The sequence below is a fragment of the Paraburkholderia sp. BL23I1N1 genome (genome assembly GCF_003610295.1).
GTDB lineage: Bacteria > Pseudomonadota > Gammaproteobacteria > Burkholderiales > Burkholderiaceae > Paraburkholderia.
In genome coordinates this window covers 294,455-315,127 of record NZ_RAPV01000003.1, presented here as the reverse complement: position 1 = coordinate 315,127, position 20,673 = coordinate 294,455, and the positions used below count along the sequence as shown (strand labels likewise).

The window sequence follows — 20,673 nt, the reverse complement described above, 5'->3', positions numbered from 1 at the left end:
ACGCCGGAGAGGGTGGCCACACGTGCATGTGCACGAAGCGTACAAAGCGCACGAAGCGCAGTGCATGCACGTCAGGCTCATGAGGCACGTTGCGCCGCATTGCATCATCCCGCATGCCGCGCCCCGGTGCGCGAACGACCGTGCTTGAACAGGCTGGGATGGGGCAGGCGCGCGCGCTGCGAAGCCCGTCTCCTCCATCGATACCGCGTCGGCACGGCGCTCCGCTGTGCCTTGAGACACAAGGGCGCGTGCTAACATTGATTGTTATTACATCCCGTCATTCGATCAGCAAGCTAATGAACACCGAGACGTTTTTTGCGCCACCCCACACGCTTGTGATTGCGTCGCGAGAAAGCCGCCTTGCCATGTGGCAAGCGGAGCATGTGCGATGTGCGCTGCACAAATTATATCCATCTTGTGACGTAAAAATCCTCGGAATGACGACACGTGGGGATCAAATTCTCGATCGCACTTTGTCGAAGGTTGGTGGTAAGGGCCTTTTCGTCAAGGAACTGGAAGCGGCGCTGGCCGACGGCCGCGCCGATCTGGCCGTGCACTCGCTCAAAGACGTGCCGATGGAATTGCCCGCGGGCTTTGCGCTGTCCACCATCATGGAGCGCGAAGATCCGCGCGACGCGCTCGTCTCCAACGATTACGACTCGCTAGCCGCGCTGCCGGCCGGCGCCGTGGTCGGCACCTCCAGCCTGCGCCGCGAGGCCATGCTGCGCATGCGTTACCCGCATCTCGTGGTGCGGCCGCTGCGCGGCAATCTGGACACACGTCTGTCGAAACTTGATCGCGGCGACTACGCGGCGATCATTCTGGCGGCGGCCGGTTTGAAGCGTTTGGGTCTCGGCGAGCGCATCCGCGCGCTGCTCGATCCCGAAGACAGCTTGCCCGCAGCCGGTCAGGGCGCGCTCGGCATCGAGATTCGCGCCGATCGCGCGGACCTCGCCGCATGGCTCGCGCCGCTGCATCACGAACATACGGCCGCGGCCGTCGAAGCGGAGCGGATGGTGTCGCGCGCCCTCGGCGGCAGTTGCGAAGTGCCGCTCGCGGCCTATGCAACCTGGCACGACGGCGCGCTGCATTTGCGCGGCATCGTCGCTACGCCTGACGGCCAGCGTGTCCTGAGCGCGCAGGCATCGGCGCCGGCGCCCACCGTCGAACATGCTGTTGCGCTCGGCCGGGAAGTGGCGAACGCGCTCGAACAGCAAGGCGCAATGGAGATCGTTCGTGCGCTGAGCACGGCCAGCGGTCCCGCGGCAGCGTCAGCCGACGGCGCGTCGGACAGTGCGGCGACCGGCGAGTGATGGCGGCCGATATCCCGGGCAACGCATCCTCACCCGTCGGCAAGGCGGCGTTCACGGTTGTGATTACGCGACCGGCCGGTCAGTCGAACGAATTGATCGCGCAACTCGCAGCAGCAGACGTCGCGGTGCTCGACTTTCCGCTGATCGACATCGCCCCTGTCACTGACGAAGCGCCGTTGCGCGCCGCGCTGGCTTCACTGGAACGCTACGCACTGGTGGTATTCGTCTCGCCCAATGCGGTCGATCACGCGTTTGCCCGCAGCGATGCGATCTGGCCGCATGCGCTGCCGATCGGCGTAGTCGGGCCGGGCAGTGTGCAGGCGCTGGCGCGCCACGGCGTCACCGCGCCGGCGTACAAGGTGATCAGCCCGCCGTCCGTATCCGATGACGATACCGCGCGCTTCGATTCCGAAGGCCTGTTCGCGGCAATCGATACCGCGCTCGGCGCGGCGAGCCTCGAGGGCAAGCGCGTCCTGATCGTGCGCGGCGACGGCGGCCGCGAATGGCTGGCCGACCGTTTGCGCGAAGCGGGTGCCGAAGTCGAAACCGTCGCGGCCTATCGCCGCCTCGTGCCGGAACCGTCGATCGGCGGCTGGGCGCGTGTGCACACACTGCTTGCCGGCGAGCCGCACGCCTGGCTGCTCACCAGTTCGGAGGGCGTGCGCAATCTGCATGAACTCGCGCAGGAGCATCTGACCGCAGACGAAATCGCGCAACTGAAGCACGCCAACCTGGTTACGCCGCATCCCCGTATCGCGCAGACCGCGCGGGCATTGGGTTTTGATAGCATTACGGTGTCCGGCGCGGGCGATGATCGCATTGCCCGCGCCTTGCTTGCTGCCGTGCCGACCGTAGTTCAACCGGTACCGTCCAACCCGGCTCTTTCACCGGCTAAATCACGCATGACTGAAACGAACGCATCCACGACCGCTTCACCCCAGCCGGCCGCAAGCACTGCCTTGCCGCCGAATCCACCCTTCACGCCCTACGAAGCGCAAAAGCGCCGCAGCGCGAGCGGACCGCTGCTGTGGTTTGTCGTTGTGGTCATCGCTTGCGCGGCGGGCGTGGGCGGCTATGCGCTCAATCGCAAGGTGGAACGCACCGAGCAGCACCTCGCGCAACGCCAGCAGGCGAACGACACGCAGACCAACGAATTGCGCATCAAGACCGATCAGGCGCTGGCCTCGGTGCATCAATCGGATGCGCAGGTCGCGCAACTCGAAGGCAAGCTCGCCGATGCGCAAACCGCGCAGCAGGCGCTGCAGCAGCAATACACCGATCTCGCGCGCAATCGCGACGACTGGACGATGGCTGAAGTCGGCCAGATGCTCTCGGCCGCGAGCCAGCAATTGCAGCTCACCGGCAATACGCAACTCGCGCTATTCGCGCTGCAAAGCGCGGACACGCGTCTTGCCGCCTCGGATAGCCCGCAGGCCGTTACCGTGCGCAAAGCGATCGCGCAAGATATCAACAAGCTGAAGGCCGCGCCGTCCACGGATCTGACGGGCATGGCGATCAAGCTCGATAACGCGATCGACCAGGTCGACGCGTTGCCGCTGTCCGGCGAAGCACCGATTGCCCACGTCACGCCGAAGGCCGCCACCTGGGCCGACACGGCGAAGGTGGCCGCGGCCACCGGCGAGCCGCGCTGGAAAGTGTGGTGGCGTGAAGTCACGACCGGCATCGGCCAGCAGTTGACGAGCCTCGTGCAGGTGCGCCGCATCGACAACGCCGACGCCATGCTCGTCACGCCCGATCAAGGCTACTTCGTGCGCGAGAATCTGAAGCTGCGTTTGCTGTCGGCGCGGCTTGCACTGCTCTCGCGCAACCAGACCACGCTGAAGTCCGATCTGCAGGCGGCGCAGGCCGCGCTCACGCGCTATTTCGACGGCACGTCGAAGAAAACGCAGACCGTGAGCGATCTGGTCAAGCAGGTGGATGCGGGCTCGGCCGCCGTTGAACTGCCGAATCTGAACACCAGCCTGCAGGCCGTCAATCAATACCGGAGCCGAGGTTAATCATGGCAATCCGGGGACTTCTATGGCTCGCGTTGCTGTTCGCCATCGCGGTGGTGCTGGCGGTGGTCGGGCGCTTCGACATGGGGCAGGTGCTGCTGATCTATCCGCCGTATCGCGTCGACCTCTCGCTGAATCTGTTCGTGGTCGGGCTGGTGGTGCTGTTCATCATGCTGTACGCGCTGCTGCGCATCGTGCGCAATATCTGGCGCATGCCGCAGCGCGTGGCGGCCTATCGCGCTCGCTCGCGGGTCGCGAAGGCGCACGCCGCATTGCGCGACGCGATCGGCAATCTGTATGCCGGGCGTTTCTCGCGCGCTGAAAAAGCCGCGAAAGATTCGCTCACGAATGGCGACAACAAGGGCGCGGCCGGTTTGATCGCGGCCACCGCAGCGCACCGCATGCGTGAATACGCGCGGCGCGACGAATGGCTCGCCCAGATCGACGAAGCCGACTGGCAGGACGCACGCCTGATGGCCACCGCCGACATGCGCGCCGATGGCCGTGACGCGGACGGCGCGCTGACCGCGCTCACCGAAATGCAATCGCAGGGCGCGCGGCGCATTCACGCGCAGCAGATCATGTTGCGCGCGCAACAGCAATTGAAGAACTGGGGCGAAGTGCTCAAGCTCGTCAAGACACTGGAAAAGCGCGAAGCGATCCATCCGGCGGTAGCGGTGCGCCTGCGTCAGCTCGCAGCGGAAAACCTGCTGCGCGACCGGCGTCACAATGCTGATGCGCTGCTGGAGTTGTGGAGTTCGCTGTCGGCCACGGAGCGTCATTCGCCGCGTCTCGCCGATCTCGCCGCCGAACTGCTGGTGTCGCTGAATCGTCCGCAGGAAGCACGCAAGATCGTGGAAGAAGCGTTGGCGCAGAACTGGGACGCGCGTCTGTTGCGGCGTTATCCGGATACGACCGGAGGCGACGCGTTGCCGCTGATCCAGAAGGCCGAAGGGTGGCAGAAGGATCGCCCGGAAGACGCGGACTTGATGTTCGCCTTGGGCCGTTTGTGTTTGCATCAGCAGTTGTGGGGCAAGGCGCAATCGTTCCTCGAGCGCGCGCTGAAACTGGCCGACAACGAGACGCTGAAGATTCGTTCGCATCGCGCGTTGGCGCGTTTGCATGAACAGCTTGGCGATTCCGACAAGGCGAGCCAGCACTATCGTGAGAGCGCGTTGGCGATGAATATCGTTTGATGCTGTGATCGATGCTGCGTGCGGTTGATCGCGCACTTCGGTAGATGGAAAAGAGCCCCCGGCGCTTCAAGGCGCCGGGGGCTCTTTCGTTGTATTTGCTGTTTTCGTTGAAGCGTCAGGCGTGAAGAGTGACGCGTGACGTGGTGCAGTTGACGGAGGCTCCTGCGTTACGTCATCCAGCGAGCCGCTTTTACTTGTTGACCATCTTCGCGGGCACACTGATCGCGAGCAGTCCGCCGAGGACCATGAATGCCGCCAGCATATACATGCCTGAGTCATTCGCGGCCGTTGCCTGCTTCAACCAGCCGACCGCGTACGGGCTGAGAAAGCCCGCAAGATTGCCGATCGAATTGATCATCGCGATGCCGGCCGCCGCGCCCGTGCCGGCGAGAATTGCTGTCGGCAAACTCCAGAACAGCGGCAGGGTGGTCAGGATGCCCATGGTCGCGAGCGTGAGCGAGGCCATGGCCAGCGCCGTGTTGTGCGTCCACACCACGGAGAGCACGAGGCCGATCGCCCCGGCGAATGCCGGCAACGCGATATGCCAGCGCCGCTCGCGCTTGCGGTCCGCGCTGCGCGACACGAACACCATCGCGATCACCGCTGCTGCAAACGGAATGGCGGACAGCAGGCCGATCATGAACGCGTCGGTCACGCCGGTCGCCTTGATGATGGTCGGCAGCCAGAAGCTCACGCCATACAGGCCCATCACGAACGAGAAGTACGTGAGGCTCAGCATCAGCACGCGGCCGCTCGTGAGCACCTGACGAATCGGCATGTCGTGCTTGGTGGCCTCTTCGGCGGATACCTGGCGTTCGAGCAATTCCTTCTCTTCCGCGGTGAGCCACTTTGACTTGGAAATGCGGTCGTCGAGTTTCAGGAACACCAGGATCCCGACGATCACCGAGGGAATCCCTTCGAGCAGAAACAGCCATTGCCAGCCATGCCAGCCGTTCATGCCGTTGAAGCTCTTCAGAATGTAGCCCGACACCGGGCCGCCGATCACGCCGGACAACGCGATTGCCGTCATGAACAAGGTGGTCATGCGGCCGCGGCGATGCGCCGGATACCAGTACGTGAGGTACAGAATGATGCCGGGGAAGAAGCCCGCTTCGGCGAGCCCGAGCAGGAAGCGCATCACGTAGAACATGGTCGGCGTGGTGATGAACATGGTCAGCATGGAGATCACGCCCCACGACACCATGATCCGCGCGATCCACACGCGTGCGCCTACTTTGTGCAGGATCACATTGCTCGGAACTTCGAAGATGAAATAGCCGAGGAAGAAAATCCCCGCGCCGAAGCCGTAGACCGCGTCGCTTAAGGCGAGATCGGTGGTCATTTGCAGCTTGGCGAAGCCGACGTTGACGCGGTCGAGATACGCGACCACGTAGCAGAGCATCAGGAACGGCGCGAGCCGCCAGGTGACTTTGCGGTAGGTCGCCTCCTCGAAAGTGGAAGGTGGCGCCCCCGCGCCGGGATGGTGGAGCGGATCTGCGGGACTAGCCATGGTGTCTCCTTTTTTCTTGTGGAAATGAAGTGCCGCCGTCGATCGCGATTCTAGCGGTGCCGGATGGTTTGGTTTGCATGGCGTTTACACGCAGCGCCCGCCGTCCACTTCGAGGCACACGCCGGTGATGAACTCGGCCTCGTCCGAGGCGAGATACAGCGCCGCGTTGGCAATATCCTGCGGCGTCGAGAAGCGCCCGAGCGGAATGCCGGCGAGAAAGCGCTTGCGATTTTCCGGCGTATCTTCGACACCCATGAATTCCGACAGCAGCGCCGTCTCGCCCATCACGGGGTTCACGCAGTTCACCCGAATGCGGTCCGGTCCCAGTTCGACGGCGAGCGACTTGCTGGCGATGATCACCGCGCCCTTGCTGCCGTTGTACCAGACGAGACCGGGCCGCGGCCGCACACCGGCGGTCGACGCGATATTGATGAAAGCGCCGCCGCCTTGCTGGCGGAAATACGGCACGAATTCCTGCACGCTCCAGTAGAGGCTTTTGACGTTCACCGCATAGACGCGGTCGAACTCGGCTTCCGTTACGTCGAGTACCGGCTTGTTGCGATGCGTGGTGCCGGCATTGTTGACGACGATCTGCACGCTGCCGAAGTCTTCGAGCGCGGCTTCGCGCAGCGCCTGCCAGTCCTCGCGTTGCGTGACGTTGCCGGCCACCGCGATCGCCTTGCCGCCGGCGAGCGCGATTTCGCTCGCCACACGTTCGGCCGCCGCGCCGTTCAGGTCGTTGATCACGACATTCGCGCCTTCGCGCGCGTAGGTCTTCGCGATACCTTCGCCGAAACCCGAGCCGCCACCCGTGACGATGGCTGTTTTACCTGTCAACCGCATGATGTCTCCGTATTGTGTTGTGGATGGCGATGCTGGTGATGCGTCTGCTTCCGTACCCTTGAAACTCGCGTGCCCGACTATCCGTGACGAATCGCGATGGTTTTCAAAACCGTAAAGCCATACAGCGCTTCGAAACCCTTTTCGCGTCCGTGGCCGGAATGCTTCACGCCGCCGAACGGCAATTCGACGCCGCCACCGGCGCCATAGTTGTTGATGAATACCTGACCGGAACGAAGCCGCCGCGCGAGGCGCATCTGCCGGGCGCCGTCGCGCGTCCAGATGCCCGCGACCAGGCCGTACTGTGTGCCGTTGGCTAGCGAGAGCGCTTCGTCTTCGTCCGCGAACGACATGGCGGCGAGGACCGGGCCGAATACTTCGTCGCGCGCCAGACGGTGGCTCGCGGGCACGTCGCGTAAAAGCGTCGGCGCCTGATAGAAGCCGCTCTCCGGCGCTTCGGGAATCACTTCGCCGTGTGCCGCCATGGGAATGCCGTCGTGTTGCGCGTCCGAGAGGAAGTCCCACACGCGCTGTTGCTGTTTCGCGTTAATCAGCGGACCACAGTCGAGATCGGCGTGCGACGGTCCGACCCGCAGCGCGTGGAACGCGCCGCTCAGCCGGTCGAGCAGCGGCTCGTAAATTACCCGCTCGATCAGCACGCGGCTGCCCGCCGAGCAGGTTTGCCCGGCGTTCTGCACGATCGCCGACACCAGCACGGGCAAGGCTGCGTCGAGATCTGCGTCGGCGAAAACGATTTGCGGGGATTTGCCGCCCAGTTCGAGCGTGACCGGCACGTGGTTCTCGGCGGCCATCTGCGTCACGAGCTTGCCGGTTTCGGGCGAGCCGGTGAAGGAGATGTGATCGATGCCGGGATGACGCGCGAGCGCCGCACCCGCTTCATGTCCGAAACCCGTGACGATATTCAGCGCGCCCGCCGGCAAACCCGCCTCGGCCGCCAGTTCGGCGACACGCAATACCGAGAGGCACGCATCTTCCGCCGGTTTGACGACGCACGCATTGCCGGTGGCGAGCGCCGCGCCGACGCTGCGGCCGAAGATCTGCAACGGGTAGTTCCACGGCACGATATGGCCGGTCACGCCGTGCGGCTCGCGGATCGTCAGCACGGTGTAGCCGGCCTGATAGGGGAGCGTCTCGCCGTGCAGCTTGTCCGCCGCGCCGGCGTAAAACTCGAAGTAGCGTGCCAAAGCAGCCGAATCGGCGCGCGCCTGTTTGAGCGGCTTGCCGGTGTCGCGGGCTTCGAGTTGAGCGAGTTCTTCCTGGTGGGCTGCCACCAGCATGGATAGCCGGTACAGCACGCGGCCGCGTTCGGCGGCGCTCGCCTCGCCCCATGCGCCTTCGAAGGCGCGCCGGGCGGCGTGGACGGCGGCGTCGATATCCGCCGCGGTGCCGCGCGCAAGCCGGGTGAACGGCTGGCCGTCCGAGGGATCGAGCACGGCGATCGTCTCGCCGCCTGATGCAGCGGACCATTCGCCGCCGATGAAATGCCTGGCTTCTTCCATGCATGCTCCTTGAGGTGTCGCGCTGCCGGGGTTCAGTTGCGCGGCGGTCACAAACGAGAGGCACAATCGCGAGACAAGCGAGAGACGCCAGACGATTATCGCGCCGATCCAACTCAAGGTGCCATCGGCTGATTGGCTATAATGGCGTATTCCGCACTGTCCGGCCGCAACGCCTCGTCCTGGCGAGTTTCACGATTCGCCGCTCGAGTTCTCGCGCCGCACGCCGTGTTCCGAATTCCATCTGATCAGAGAGCGCTCATGAGCTTCAATCACGTCCCCGCAGGCAAAGACCTTCCGCAAGATTTCAACGTCATCATCGAAATCCCGGCGCAAAGCGATCCGGTGAAGTACGAAGCTGACAAGGAAACGGGCCTGCTCCACGTCGACCGTTTTATCGGCACCGGCATGCGCTATCCGGCGAATTACGGCTACATTCCGCAAACGCTGTCGGGCGACGGCGACCCGGTCGACGTGCTGGTCATCACGCCGTTCCCGCTGCTGGCCGGCTCGGTGGTCCGTGCCCGCGCGCTCGGCATGCTGCAAATGACCGACGAATCGGGTGTGGACGCGAAGCTGGTCGCCGTCGCGCACGACAAGGTCTGCCCGATGACCGCCGACCTGAAGTCGATCGACGACGTCCCGGCGTACCTGAAAGACCAGATCAAGCACTTCTTCGAGCAATACAAGGCGCTGGAAAAGGGCAAGTGGGTGAAGGTCGACGGCTGGGCGGGCATCGAAGCCGCGCACAAGGAAATCAGCGAAGGCGTGGCGAACTTCAAGAAGTAAGCTGCGTTACACCGCTAGTTGATGAAAAAACCGCGCGAGCCTGCAAGGGCCGCGCGGTTTTTTCATGGGCGGCCGATTTAGTGCATAAAAGCAGCGCATGGAAACAGCGCAAAGACACAACGCATAGACGCAGCGCATCGACCGGATGAACCGAAGCCATTTTTATATCTCAGTGTTAACCCTTATCATCTGGCGGTCGTAGCAGGATCCCCGCTGCCGGCGTATTAATGCGCTGAGGCAGCGCCAACGTGCGTTTTTTGAGGGCCCACCGTCCGGATGCTGAATCGCAAGTCCAATCCATCGTCGCCGCGCTGGTCGAGCCGCCTGTATGCGAGCCTGTACGCGCTCGTCACCGCGATCTACCGCAAGCGGCCGGTATGGATGGTGTCGTTTTCGATGAGCGAGGCCAGTCTGTCGGAAGGGCTGAGAGCCGCCTGCGCGTCCACCGCCATGCTGGTGGTGGGTAATCTGCTGCACGACCCGACCTTCGCATGGGCCGCGATCGGCGCTTTCTGGACCTGTCTCGCAGACGCGGCCGGCTCGAACCGTACCCGCTTCGCCTCGATGATGGGCTTTGCGCTGCTGTCGACCGTGTGCGGCGGCGTGACTGCTTTCGCGTCAGGCGAGGGCACGGTGTTCGCGGCGCTCGCCATACTGGTATTCACGACGCTCGGCGCGTTCGGCAGGATCTGGGGCGCCGCGACATCGCAGGTGACGATTCTCGCAGCGACCGCTTGCGTCGTGATGGTCGACCGGCCCATGCACAATCTTCGGGAAGGGATGGCGTTTCTCGGCATCTACCTGGCCGGATGCCTGTTTGCCGTCGTGCTGAGCTTGACTGTCTGGCGCATTCACCCGTTTGGGACGAGCCGCGCTTCGCTGCGTGCGGTGTATGTGCGTCTGGCCGACATCGCATTCGATAGCGCTCGCCTGCTCGAACAGCGCGCAGCCCCGGGACAGTGGGTCACGCATGCCGCGAAATTTCGCGCCGATGCGCGGGCTGCGCTGGAGCGCTCGCGCAAGGCGCTGGCGAACGTGCCTGACTCGAGAACGGCCGGCCGGGAAACTTACGACACGCTGCTCGCTCTGCTGAGCGAAAGTGAAGCGCTCTTTGCGTATCTGATTGCGGTCACCGGTGCCTGCGAAAAACCCCCGGAAGACGCACGTCGCGTCAAACGCGCGGCCCGGCTGCTGACCGGGATGGGCGAGGTTCTGCGCAGAATCGGTGCGGACGCCAGCGAAGCGCAATGGAACCGCCTCGCCGACCTGCAACGCCGTTTGCGGCGCCTCGCGAGGCGACTCGAATCCGCGCTGATGGAGCCCGTGGCGCTCAAATCCGGCTTCGAACTGGTCGATTTCGCACCGGCGTATGCGCAGCCGCTCGGGTGGCGGGACAGTGCCGCGAGACTGCTCACGCGGACGTGGTCGACCCTCAAGGCGAACCTCTCGGTTCAGTCGGTCGGCTTGCGCCACGCCGCCCGCGTAGGCGTCACGACCACGGCGGGCTTTCTGGTCATACGGGCGCTCGGACTGCCCTTTGGCTACTGGGCAACCATGGCGACGCTGCTGATCCTGCAACCGTCCATTGCCGCGACCTGGCCACGAAGTATCGAGCGCGCGGCCGGAAGCATTGTCGGGGGCGTGCTGGCGGCCGGCATCGGCTATGCGATTCATTCGCCGCTCGGCATTTCATTGGCGGTCTTTCCGCTGGTGGTCGCCACGATGGCGCTGCGTCCCGTCAGCTACAGCCTCTTCGTTCTTTTTCTGACGCCGACTTTCGTGCTCGTGGCCGACTTCGCGACGCCGGGCGCCAGCGAATTCGCCTACGCGCTCACGCGGCTCGGCAACAATGTGCTGGGCTGTGTGTTGGCGCTGCTGGCAACGTTCTACCTGTGGCCGACGCGGGAGAAAGTCGACTATCGCGCCTATCTGAGCGAGGCAGTGCGGGCCAATCTCGCGTATCTGAGGGCGGCGCTGGAGTCGCCGGAGCGTAGCGAGAAGGACATGGAACGCTTGCGTCGAGCCGCGGGTCTCGGCAGCAACAATGCCGAGGAAGCGATCGGCCGCGTCCGACTTGAAAAGCTCGAGGACTCGATGGTCGATACGGTGACGCTGACCGTGCTGAGCGTGTTGCGGAAAATGGCGGGAACCGCGACCCAACTGCGCCTGAGTACGAACCGGCGGAACATGCACGGCGAACTCGGCGAGTGGATGGCGGCCACGAGCCACGACATCGACGCGGCATTGAACCGGACGTTACGGCCGATCCGGCGCGACCTTCCCGCGCGAGATCGGTTGACGTCGCTGGAGGCGGATGCGGTGGGTGAAATCGCGCTGATGCACCGGCTGCTGACTGAGCGGATGCGCGAGGCGAGAGGTTAGAAGGGGGCGTCGGGTTCGTCTGCGGCAACCGGCTCGGGCAGCGGCAATACCGATTCGAGCGTTCGCAGCCCCGCGGCCAGCGCGCGCTTGTCAGAAGGCGACAGCCGCTTGACCCAATACTCCGCACTCGACGCACTCGAACGGTTCGCCAACTCAAACGACGCCAGCACCTGCACCGGCTTGCGCGAACGCGTATAGCGCGCGCCCTCACCGCTCACGTGTTTGTCGAAACGCGCCTGCACGTCGGTGGCAATGCCGGTATAGACGCTGCCGTCCGAGCATTCGAGCAGATATAGAAACCACGCCATGGGTGCGCCGATCGGGAGTGTCGTCAAACGAGAGGCTTGGCGGACCTGCACAACCGAGCCTCGCAAGGAGAGCGCAAGTGTCCCACAGAACGAAGGCGCAGTGCGCACGTGCCGCACTCGCGCCTTCGTGCGGGCCGCTTCACCTCTCGTCATGCGTGCTTCTGTAATGACTCGGCGCCGCGCCGGATACTCGCGTAAAAAATCGCGTGAAGGCGCTCGTCGATGCAAAACGGACACGTTCGCCGATTTCGCGAATCGGCAGTTGCGTCCGCGACAAAAGCTGTTTGGCTTCGCGCGTTCGCGCGCGTGTCAGCAGATCGTGGAAGCTCGTCTGTTCGTTCAGCAACCGGCGCCGCAAGGTCCAGCGCGAGATCGCGAAGCGTTCGCACAGGCGCGACTGCATGTGCTCCGGCAACACTTCGTCGGCCTGTTCGCGTAGCCATTCGATCAGGCAAGCCTCGACCGTATGACCGAACGAGGCGCGCATGCGGATCTTGTGGCGGACCTCGTCCGCGGCATGCAGGTGAATGTCCGCGAGCGAGGGGTTGAACTGTTCGAACGAAGCGTCGAGCACCGCCGAGGCGAGCACGATGCGATTGCGTTGCTGGTCGACCCGGATCGGACTTCTGAGTGCGTCTTCAAAGTTTACGTTGGGCGCGGACAGCGTGCCGGTCAAACCTGCTTCGCGGACCCGTATGGACGGATCGTAGAGGCGGGCGAGGTCGGCAATCATCGCGAAGTTGCCCAGCGCGCAGCGTGCCGAACGGCCGTCGCCTTCGAGCACGTAGTCGAACGCTACAGCGTCGTTCTCCTCGTGCATCAACAGCCAGTCGACATTACCGATCAGCTCGCGATACTGCACGAAGCGCCGCAATGCGTCGCGCAAGGTCGGGCGATTGCACACGACGCCCGCCAGTTCCGGAAAGGGCCGTAACCAGCCGGCTACGCCTGGCACAGGCGGCGTGTAGTTGAGCTTCCAGCCGGCCATCAGTTGCGTCATGCGCACATGCTGGTCGCCGGCTACGCGCGCGTCCGCGGCATCAAGTTCGTGTTCCCGGATACCAATCGATCTGCATATCGCCTCGCGATCGAGTCCGTCGCGCTGGAGTTCGTCGAGCAGCCATCGATATAGCCGGGCGGAAACGGATTTCTGGAGTAGCTCCACGGTGTCTCTCTGATGTCATCCCCGGGTTTTCCTGAGCATCTTCTGGTCAAAAGCCGCTCCTGCATGTCAAACGGCTACCGTGCCCTTCCCTAGACTCTTGTTCTTGTCGGACGAGCTTAAGTACAACAGAACGAAGCCGGAGGAGCAATGGGTAGAACGTATTTCCGTGGTACCGCAATCGCGACGGCCTGTGCCGTGGTGGCCCTGATTGCCGCGTGCGGCCATAACGACGACTTGCAGGTCGCGCCGGCCGATCCCGATACGGCCGCCGACCAGCGTGCCGCGGCGCTGGTCGCGCAAATGACTACGGCCGAAAAAATTCAGATGGTGCACGGTACCGGCATGCCGACGCTAGGCTACGGCACATTCCCGGCGGACGCGCTGGGCGGAGCGAGCTACATCCCCGGCATTGCGCGGCTCGGCATTCCCAGGGTCAGCAGCGCGGACTCCGCGGGCGGTGTCAACGTGAATAACGCTCGCGTCACGGCGCTGCCTGCACCGGTAGCGCTTGCCGCGAGTTGGGACCCGGCGCTTGCTAACGAGTACGGTACCCGCATCGCGGTCGAGTTGCGCACGCTCGGCTACGCGGAAGGCCTTGGCGGTGGCGTGAACCTCGCGCGCGAGCCGCGCGACGGGCGCACCTTCGAATACATGGGCGAGGACCCGGTGCTGAGCGGCACGATGAGCGCCGCCCGCACGGTCGGCACGCAGTCGCAGAAAGTGATCGCGACCATCAAGCACTATGCGATGAACGATCAGGAGACGAACCGCAATACGGGTGACTCGCAGGTCGACGAACGCACGATGCGCGAGACCGAACTGCTCGCGTTCGAGATTGGCGTGAAGGAGGGTCAGCCGGGCAGTGTGATGTGTTCGTACAACAAGGTCAACGGCACCTATGCGTGCGAAATCCCCTACCTGCTCACGGATGTGCTGAAAACCGAATGGGGCTTCAAGGGTGTCGTGCAGTCGGACTGGGGCGCCACGCATAGCACGGTGCCCTCGGTGCTCGCCGGTCTCGACGAGGAACAGCCGGGCGCCGCCGACGATAGCGACACCAGCAATCCTCTATCCGCGTATTTCGGTTCGTATTTCAACACCAAGCTCCAGGCCGCGGTGACGGCGGGCACGGTGCCGATCGCGCGATTGAACGACATGGTCCAGCGCAAGCTGCGCACGCTGGTGCGGATCGGCATCATGGATTCGCCGCCTACGGCAGGTGGCGCGATCGACGAAACCGCTGGCAATACGCTTGCGCTGAAGGTTGCGCAGCAATCGGCGGTGCTGTTGAAAAACGCCGCGCCGGCCGGCGCGCAGCAGGCTGTACTGCCGCTTGCGGCAGCGAATCTGTCGTCGATCGTGGTGATCGGCGGACATGCTGATGCGGGCGTGCTGTCGGGCGGCGGGTCAGGCGCGGTGCCAGCGATCGACGGCAACGCCGTGTCGGGTTGTCAGCAGCCGGCTGGCGCGTTGCTCAGTGCTTGTGCGACCTGGTACAAGTCCGCGCCGCTCGGGGCGATCAGGGCGAAGGCGCCGAACGCGAGCGTGAGCTACTTCGACGGGAATGATGCGAATGCAGCCGCCAACGCCGCGGCCCAGGCGGATGTCGCGATCGTGTTCGCGACGCAGTGGCAAACTGAAACGCTTGATTTGCCGAGCCTGAGCCTGCCGGACAGCAAGGCCGATCCGTCTAACCAGACCTACGATCAGAATGCCCTGATCGCTGCTGTGGCGGCCAAGGCGAAACGGGTCGTCGTGGTGCTCGAAAACGGCAGCCCGGTGCTGATGCCGTGGCTCGGCAATGTGCATGGTGTGCTGGAAAGCTGGTATCCGGGCGTGCAAGGCGGCCAGGCGATCGCCGATCTGCTGTTCGGCGACGCTAATCCGTCGGGCAAGTTGCCGATCTCGTTTCCGAAGCAGGATAGCGACCTGCCGCAACCGGTCATTTCCGCGACCGATCTGAGCGTTAAATACAGCGAGGGCCTGCTGATGGGGTATCGCTGGTATGACGCACAGCAGATCGAACCCTTGTTCCCATTCGGTTTCGGTCTGTCATACACGAGCTTTGCCTACTCGAACCTCAATGCGAGTGCCGACGGCGCGGGCAACGTGACCGTCACGTTCACCGTGACCAATAACGGCGCGCGTGCGGGAGAGGAGGTCGCGCAGGTTTACGCGGCGTTGCCTGCGGGGTTGGGCGAACCGCCGAAGTGTCTGGTCGGCTGGCAAAAGCTTTCGTTGCAACCGGGGCAGGCTCAGCCCGTCAGCGTGACGATCCCGGCGCAGCGGCTCGCGACCTGGGACGCGACGAATCACGCGTGGAAGATAAACGGCGGCAGTTATGGGTTTATCGCGGGCGCGTCTTCGCGGGATGCGAATGCGTTGACGAAGTCGTTGTCGCTGGCCGGCCGCTGAACTGTAGCGAAGCGCGGCACGGCGGCTCACGACCGTCGTGCCGCGCAAGATTGTCAACCTTTGAACGGATTGTGTTCGCGCAGCTCGTCCACATACGCGTGAATGCTGTTCTTTTCGTTGTCGAGGAAATGGCCGACCGCATCGGCGAAGGCCGGATGCGCGAGCCAATGCGCCGAGCGCGTCACCGTCGGCAAAAAACCGCGCGCCATCTTGTGCTCGCCCTGGGCGCCGCCTTCGAACGCACCGAGCTTTTCTTCGATGCAGAATTCGAGCGGCTGGTAGTACGCCGTTTCGAAGTGCAGGCACGGCACATGTTCGAGCGCACCCCAGTAACGGCCGTACAAGGTGCCGCCAGTTTTCTCATCGCGCTGATAGACCACGAGCGAACTCGCGATCGGTTTGCCGTCGTATTCGGCGATCACCAGCAGCAGATTTTCCGGCATCGACGCACCGATCATCCGGAAGAAATCGAGGTTCAGATACGGACTCGAAAAGTGCTCGCGGTAGGTTTGCCGGTAGCACTTGCTGAAGAATCGCCAGTCGGCGTCCTGGATATCTTCGCCGCGAATCCGGCGCATCGTCACGCCGGCTTCCTGCACCTTGCGACGCTCCGCGCGGATGTTCTTGCGTTTCTTCTGTTCGAGCGTGGAGAGGAAATCGTCGAAGTCGCGATAGCCGTCGTTGAGCCAGTGGAATTGCACGCCTTCGCGCAGCATCATGCCCATGTCGGTTAGCGCGGCGGCCTCCGTTTCGGTCGGAAACAGCACGTGCAATGACGACACGTCGGCTTGCTCGGCGAACGCCATCAGCGTTGCCGCCAGATGCCTGAGGGCATGCGTATCCGCCGACAACAGCCGGTTGCCTTGCACCGGTGTGAACGGCACGGCGCACAGCAGCTTCGGGTAATAGGGCAGGCCGTTGCGTTTGTACGCGTCGGCCCAGGCCCAGTCGAAGACATATTCACCGTACGAGTGGCCCTTCAGATACACAGGCGCGGCCGCCACGAGTTTGTCGGTGCGCGGGTCGGTGAGCGTGACGAATTGCGGCGCCCAGCCGGTATCGGCGACCGCACATCGGGTCGCGGAGAGCGCACTCAGAAACTCGTGCCGCAAAAACGGCGTGGGCTGTGTCTGCTGCGCAAGGAGGGCATTCCATTCCGCGGCGTCCACCTCGGAGGGCGACGCCAGAATGCCCGTGCGATAATCAAAGCGTTCCTGGTTCAATCTGTGTGACTGTTCCCAATGAGCGGCGCGGCGCGATGAAAGCGGTGCGTCGTTCGTTTATCCGATTTGTCCGTTGCCGTCGAGCTAACCAGCCACGGTACTCGCAAGCCGCCTGGCTTGCCTGTCGATCCTGCCATGAAGACCCGAATCGCTCTTGCTCAAATCAATGTCACCGTCGGCGACTTCGCCGGCAACGTTGCGAAGATTGTCGCTGCCGCGCGCGCCGCGCACAACGATGGTGCGAAGCTGCTGATTGCGCCTGAACTCGCGCTATCCGGCTACCCGCCCGAAGATCTGTTGCTGCGCCCCGCGTTCTACACCGCGAGCGCGGCGGCGCTCGCCGATCTGGCCGCGCAACTGAAGCCCTTCGCCGGCTTGCATGTGATCGTCGGCCATCCGCTGCGTGACGTGGCGCACATCTTGGCGCACGGTCATGGTAAAGCAAACGCGCCGATCGAGCGCGGCGTCCCGCCGGTCGATAGCTTCAACGCGGCCTCGCTGATCGTGAGCGGCGAAGTGGTCGGCACCTATCGCAAGCAGGATTTGCCCAATACCGAGGTGTTCGACGAGAAGCGCTACTTCGCTTCCGATCCGCAACCGTTCGTGTTCGAACTGGAGGGCGTGAAGTACGGTGTGGTGATTTGCGAGGACGCGTGGCATGCGTCGGCTGCGCAAATGGCGAGGGCGGCGGGCGCGCAAGTGCTGCTGATTCCGAATGGTTCGCCGTACCACCTGAACAAGGAGGCGGTGCGCTTCGACATTCTGCGCGCACGGATTCGCGAGACCGGCTTGCCCATGGTCTACGTGAACATGGTCGGCGCGCAGGACGAACTGGTGTTCGACGGCGGCTCGTTCGTGCTCGACGAGAAGGGCGAACTGGTCGCGAAGATGGCGCAGTTCGAAGAAGGCAACGCAATCGTCGAATTCGACGACGGCAAACCGCTGCCCGCCGCGATCGCACCGGAGCTTTCGCTCGAAGCGCAGGTGTACGCCGCGCTCGTGATGGGCGTGCGCGACTACATCAATAAAAACGGCTTCCCGGGCGCGCTGATCGGCCTGTCGGGCGGCGTGGATTCGGCGCTCGTGCTCGCCGTCGCATGTGACGCGCTGGGCGCCGATCGCGTGCGCGCGGTGATGATGCCGTCGCGCTACACGGCGGACATATCGACAACCGATGCCGCCGAGATGGCGCGCCGCGTCGGCGTACGTTACGACGAAATCGCGATCGCGCCGATGTTCGAAGCGTTCCGCAGCTCGCTCGCCGATGAATTCGCCGGCCGCGCCGAAGACGCCACTGAAGAAAACATTCAGGCTCGTATTCGCGGCACTTTGTTGATGGCGCTGTCGAACAAGTTCGGCTCGATCGTGCTGACCACCGGCAACAAGAGCGAGATGGCGGTGGGCTACTGCACGTTATACGGCGACATGGCCGGCGGTTTCGCGGTGATCAAGGACATCGCCAAGACCCTGGTCTACAAGCTGTGCCATTACCGTAACCATGCCACCACCTTTGCAAAGCAGGACGTGATTCCCGAGCGGATTCTGACGCGCGCGCCGTCGGCGGAACTGCGCGAGAACCAGACCGATCAGGACAGCTTGCCACCGTATGAAGTGCTCGACGCGATCATGCGCATGTACATGGAAGAGGACCGCTCGCTTGCTGAAATCATCGCGGCGGGCTACGCGGTGGAGGACGTGAAACGCGTCACGCGTCTCATCAAGATCAACGAATACAAGCGCCGTCAGGCGCCGATCGGCATTCGCGTCACGCATCGCGCGTTCGGCCGCGACTGGCGTTATCCGATTACGTCGCGCTACACCGAGCCGGTGGAGTGAACTGAAGCGAGCTGAAGTGAACGGTTGCTGCGGACTTACCCCATAGCAGACCAGAAGCGTCCGCCGGATCGCCGCAACGCATCCGGCGCGGCGTAGAATAAAAATCATCCATGTCCCTTTCAACCTTCCAATCACGAGACGAGGTCCGCCATGAAGCGCATCACTGCAGTCATTAAACCGTTCAAACTCGACGAAGTGCGCGAGGCGCTCGCTGAAGTCGGCCTCACGGGGCTGACCGTGACTGAAGTCAAGGGTTTCGGCCGGCAAAAAGGCCACACCGAGCTCTATCGTGGTGCAGAGTACGTGGTCGACTTTCTGCCGAAAGTGAAGATCGAAGTAGTGGTCGCGGACAACCAGTGCGATCAGGTGATCGACGCGATCATCGGCGCGGCGCGCACCGGCAAGATCGGCGACGGCAAGATTTTCGTCGCGGAAGTGGAGCGTGTGATCCGGATTCGCACCGGCGAAGAAAACGAAGCGGCGGTCTGAGTTTTTAGGCCAGAGGCCTTCTCTGCGCAACGTTCAAACGCAGGAATCAAGCGCCGGTATTGCAGGTCATTGCAGCAGGGCAATCGCAGCGGCAAAGCATGCGCCGCGCACCAGCACGGTGCGTCGAGGCAGCGGCAAAACCGTGCGCTGAAATAAAAAACGGTGCGATACCCTTTCGGACATCGCACCGATACGCGCCTCTCGCAGCAGCGTGAAAAAGATTCTCTTGAAGAACTTGCGACTACGCCCCGTAGGAAATTCCCTTGGGGGGCGCCCCGAAGAAACTCCCTTCGGGGCAAACCGTTCGATTAGAACGAGTGTTGAATACCTGCGTACACACCAGTCTGGCTATGACCCGGCAGCGGGTTCTCGTTGTACGAGCCTGCAGGCGACATAGCCGGGTTGCCCGTACCACCAACACCTGCGGTGTTCGCGTCGAGGCCGAAGTTAGCCGTCTTGCTGTTACGCGCGGTTGCGACCTGGATGTCCAGCAACGTGCGCTTGGACAGGTTGTACGAACCGCCGATCGTGTAGATCGTTGCGTTACCCGCGCCCTTGTTCGCGTTCACGTGATAGACCGCAGCGATCAGCGCGGCAGCCGGCGTGGCTTGCCACGTCACGCCACCCCATTCGTGATCGAGCGAGGTCGGTGACGCGCCGGCTGCGCTGGCAGAGCTCGACGTGCGGATCGCCTGGTACGCAGCCTGGATCTTGAACTGGCCAAGGAACACGTTGGCAGCAGCCGTGTATTCACGCGAGAAGTTGAACGGGTCGGTGAATTGACCGTTCGCGCTGTTGCGGATTTCGTCGTACAAGCCGCGCACCTGGAACAGCGACGAGGTGTACGTGAGTTGCAGACCGGCTTCGCGGCCTTGCGGCGTCGTGCCGTTACCGTTCCAGTTCGTCGCGTTCGACAGCGCGTACTGGCCGTACACGTCAAAGCCGTAGAGCTTCGGCGACTGGTACGCGATGTTGTTGCTCGATTGCGGCCAGTTGCGGCCACGCACCAGCGATGCCGACGACCAGTTTGACTGACCGAACGGGTCGAAGTCCCACACGCCGTTCGAGATGAAGAGCATGCGGCCCAATGTCAGCGTACCGTACGCGTCGTTCGCCATACCGACTGTTGCCCAACGATTGAAGAGACCACCGCCACCAGGGCCCTGACCGTTCATCGTGTTGAACGAGCCTTCCAACTGGAACAGGACCTTGTTTCCGCCGCCGATGTCTTCGACGCCCTTCATGCCCCACAGGCTCGTACCCCAGTCGCCGCTTTCCGCACGGAAGCGCGACGTGGAACCGGTATAGCTGTTGTTCGGAAGGCCGCTGATGTATTCCAGGCCAGCGTCAAGGCGGCCGTACAGCGTCACGCTGCTTTGGGCGTGGGCAACTACACCGGCTGTCATCAACGCAGCGGCGAGCAAAGCTTTCTTCATCTTCTCCTCCATACCCTGTCAAAAAGTGAAACCCAGTACTGCGAATGGTGTTCGGACGCAAGCGCGCCGAACAGAAATCGGTACCAGGGAGATTAGCGGGTGGATTGGGTTTCCTGCCGTGACGGATAGCCTCAGCGGGCTATTCTTCGCGCCATGCCGATCCCTCGCCGACCGGTTCTCCTCTGTTGCTTTGAAGTGAAACTACTTTTAATGAACTTTGTTTTGCTACTTTGGTTACT

15 protein-coding genes are annotated in these 20,673 nt (G+C 63.3%); 8 read left to right on the top strand and 7 right to left on the bottom strand.

The window, feature by feature from the left end; translation table 11 throughout:
* The first annotated feature begins 296 nt into the window (after window positions 1-296).
* From hemC to B0G76_RS40655, 3 genes are read left to right on the top strand one after another with little or no spacing between them, the layout of a single operon-like run.
* Entirely contained in the window at window positions 297-1,313 is a 1,017-nt protein-coding gene (gene hemC / locus B0G76_RS40665; RefSeq protein ID WP_120298338.1) for a hydroxymethylbilane synthase, read from the top strand.
* Window positions 1,313-3,331 (top strand): fused uroporphyrinogen-III synthase HemD/membrane protein HemX, encoded by a 2,019-nt coding sequence (gene hemDX, locus B0G76_RS40660; RefSeq protein ID WP_120298337.1) that lies wholly within the window; start codon window positions 1,313-1,315, stop codon window positions 3,329-3,331. Before hemC ends, hemDX begins: the two co-directional genes overlap by 1 nt.
* A gap of 2 nt (window positions 3,332-3,333) precedes the next feature.
* The gene (locus B0G76_RS40655) at window positions 3,334-4,524 is read left to right on the top strand and encodes a heme biosynthesis protein HemY (RefSeq protein ID WP_120298336.1); all 1,191 of its coding nucleotides are present in this window, start codon (window positions 3,334-3,336) and stop codon (window positions 4,522-4,524) included.
* 190 nt (window positions 4,525-4,714) lie between these two features.
* Here B0G76_RS40655 and B0G76_RS40650 read toward each other — a convergent pair whose 3' ends face one another.
* The 3 genes from B0G76_RS40650 to B0G76_RS40640 all read right to left on the bottom strand — a co-directional run bounded on the left by B0G76_RS40650 (window position 4,715) and on the right by B0G76_RS40640 (window position 8,394).
* Window positions 4,715-6,034 carry an MFS transporter gene (locus tag B0G76_RS40650; RefSeq protein WP_120298335.1) on the bottom strand — a complete coding sequence of 440 codons (1,320 nt, stop codon included), beginning with the start codon at window positions 6,032-6,034 and terminating at the stop codon, window positions 4,715-4,717.
* Window positions 6,035-6,118: 84 nt separating this feature from the next.
* Entirely contained in the window at window positions 6,119-6,877 is a 759-nt protein-coding gene (locus B0G76_RS40645; RefSeq protein ID WP_120298334.1) for an SDR family oxidoreductase, read from the bottom strand.
* 77 nt (window positions 6,878-6,954) lie between these two features.
* Window positions 6,955-8,394 carry an aldehyde dehydrogenase family protein gene (locus B0G76_RS40640; protein WP_120298333.1) on the bottom strand — a complete coding sequence of 480 codons (1,440 nt, stop codon included), beginning with the start codon at window positions 8,392-8,394 and terminating at the stop codon, window positions 6,955-6,957.
* A gap of 258 nt (window positions 8,395-8,652) precedes the next feature.
* Between B0G76_RS40640 and ppa the strand changes: the two genes are divergently transcribed.
* Both ppa and B0G76_RS40630 read left to right on the top strand, forming a co-directional pair.
* Window positions 8,653-9,180 carry an inorganic diphosphatase gene (gene ppa / locus B0G76_RS40635; protein ID WP_064272305.1) on the top strand — a complete coding sequence of 176 codons (528 nt, stop codon included), beginning with the start codon at window positions 8,653-8,655 and terminating at the stop codon, window positions 9,178-9,180.
* Window positions 9,181-9,456: 276 nt separating this feature from the next.
* Complete coding sequence (locus B0G76_RS40630) at window positions 9,457-11,562, top strand: FUSC family protein (protein ID WP_120298332.1); 2,106 nt, start codon at window positions 9,457-9,459, stop codon at window positions 11,560-11,562.
* Here B0G76_RS40630 and B0G76_RS40625 read toward each other — a convergent pair.
* Both B0G76_RS40625 and B0G76_RS40620 read right to left on the bottom strand, forming a co-directional pair.
* On the bottom strand, window positions 11,559-11,870 hold the full coding sequence (locus tag B0G76_RS40625; RefSeq protein WP_120298331.1) for a GIY-YIG nuclease family protein: 312 nt from the start codon (window positions 11,868-11,870) through the stop codon (window positions 11,559-11,561). The two genes, B0G76_RS40630 and B0G76_RS40625, sit on opposite strands and share 4 nt — an antisense overlap.
* A gap of 139 nt (window positions 11,871-12,009) precedes the next feature.
* Window positions 12,010-13,035, bottom strand: coding sequence for an AraC family transcriptional regulator (locus tag B0G76_RS40620; protein WP_120298330.1), 1,026 nt, complete (start codon window positions 13,033-13,035; stop codon window positions 12,010-12,012).
* Between the two features lie 147 nt (window positions 13,036-13,182).
* On the opposite strand from B0G76_RS40620, the gene B0G76_RS40615 reads away from it, so the two are divergent.
* Complete coding sequence (locus B0G76_RS40615; protein ID WP_120298329.1) at window positions 13,183-15,450, top strand: glycoside hydrolase family 3 C-terminal domain-containing protein; 2,268 nt, start codon at window positions 13,183-13,185, stop codon at window positions 15,448-15,450.
* A gap of 53 nt (window positions 15,451-15,503) precedes the next feature.
* Here B0G76_RS40615 and B0G76_RS40610 read toward each other — a convergent pair whose 3' ends face one another.
* On the bottom strand, window positions 15,504-16,673 hold the full coding sequence (locus tag B0G76_RS40610) for a GNAT family N-acetyltransferase (protein ID WP_120298328.1): 1,170 nt from the start codon (window positions 16,671-16,673) through the stop codon (window positions 15,504-15,506).
* 135 nt (window positions 16,674-16,808) lie between these two features.
* Between B0G76_RS40610 and B0G76_RS40605 the strand changes: the two genes are divergently transcribed.
* Both B0G76_RS40605 and glnK read left to right on the top strand, forming a co-directional pair.
* The gene (locus B0G76_RS40605; protein WP_120298327.1) at window positions 16,809-18,509 is read left to right on the top strand and encodes an NAD+ synthase; all 1,701 of its coding nucleotides are present in this window, start codon (window positions 16,809-16,811) and stop codon (window positions 18,507-18,509) included.
* A gap of 150 nt (window positions 18,510-18,659) precedes the next feature.
* A complete protein-coding gene (glnK, locus tag B0G76_RS40600; RefSeq protein ID WP_074763377.1) occupies window positions 18,660-18,998 on the top strand; it encodes a P-II family nitrogen regulator in 339 nt (112 codons plus the stop codon).
* Window positions 18,999-19,306: 308 nt separating this feature from the next.
* Here glnK and B0G76_RS40595 read toward each other — a convergent pair whose 3' ends face one another.
* Entirely contained in the window at window positions 19,307-20,434 is a 1,128-nt protein-coding gene (locus tag B0G76_RS40595; protein ID WP_120298446.1) for a porin, read from the bottom strand.
* Window positions 20,435-20,673: the final 239 nt, after the last annotated feature.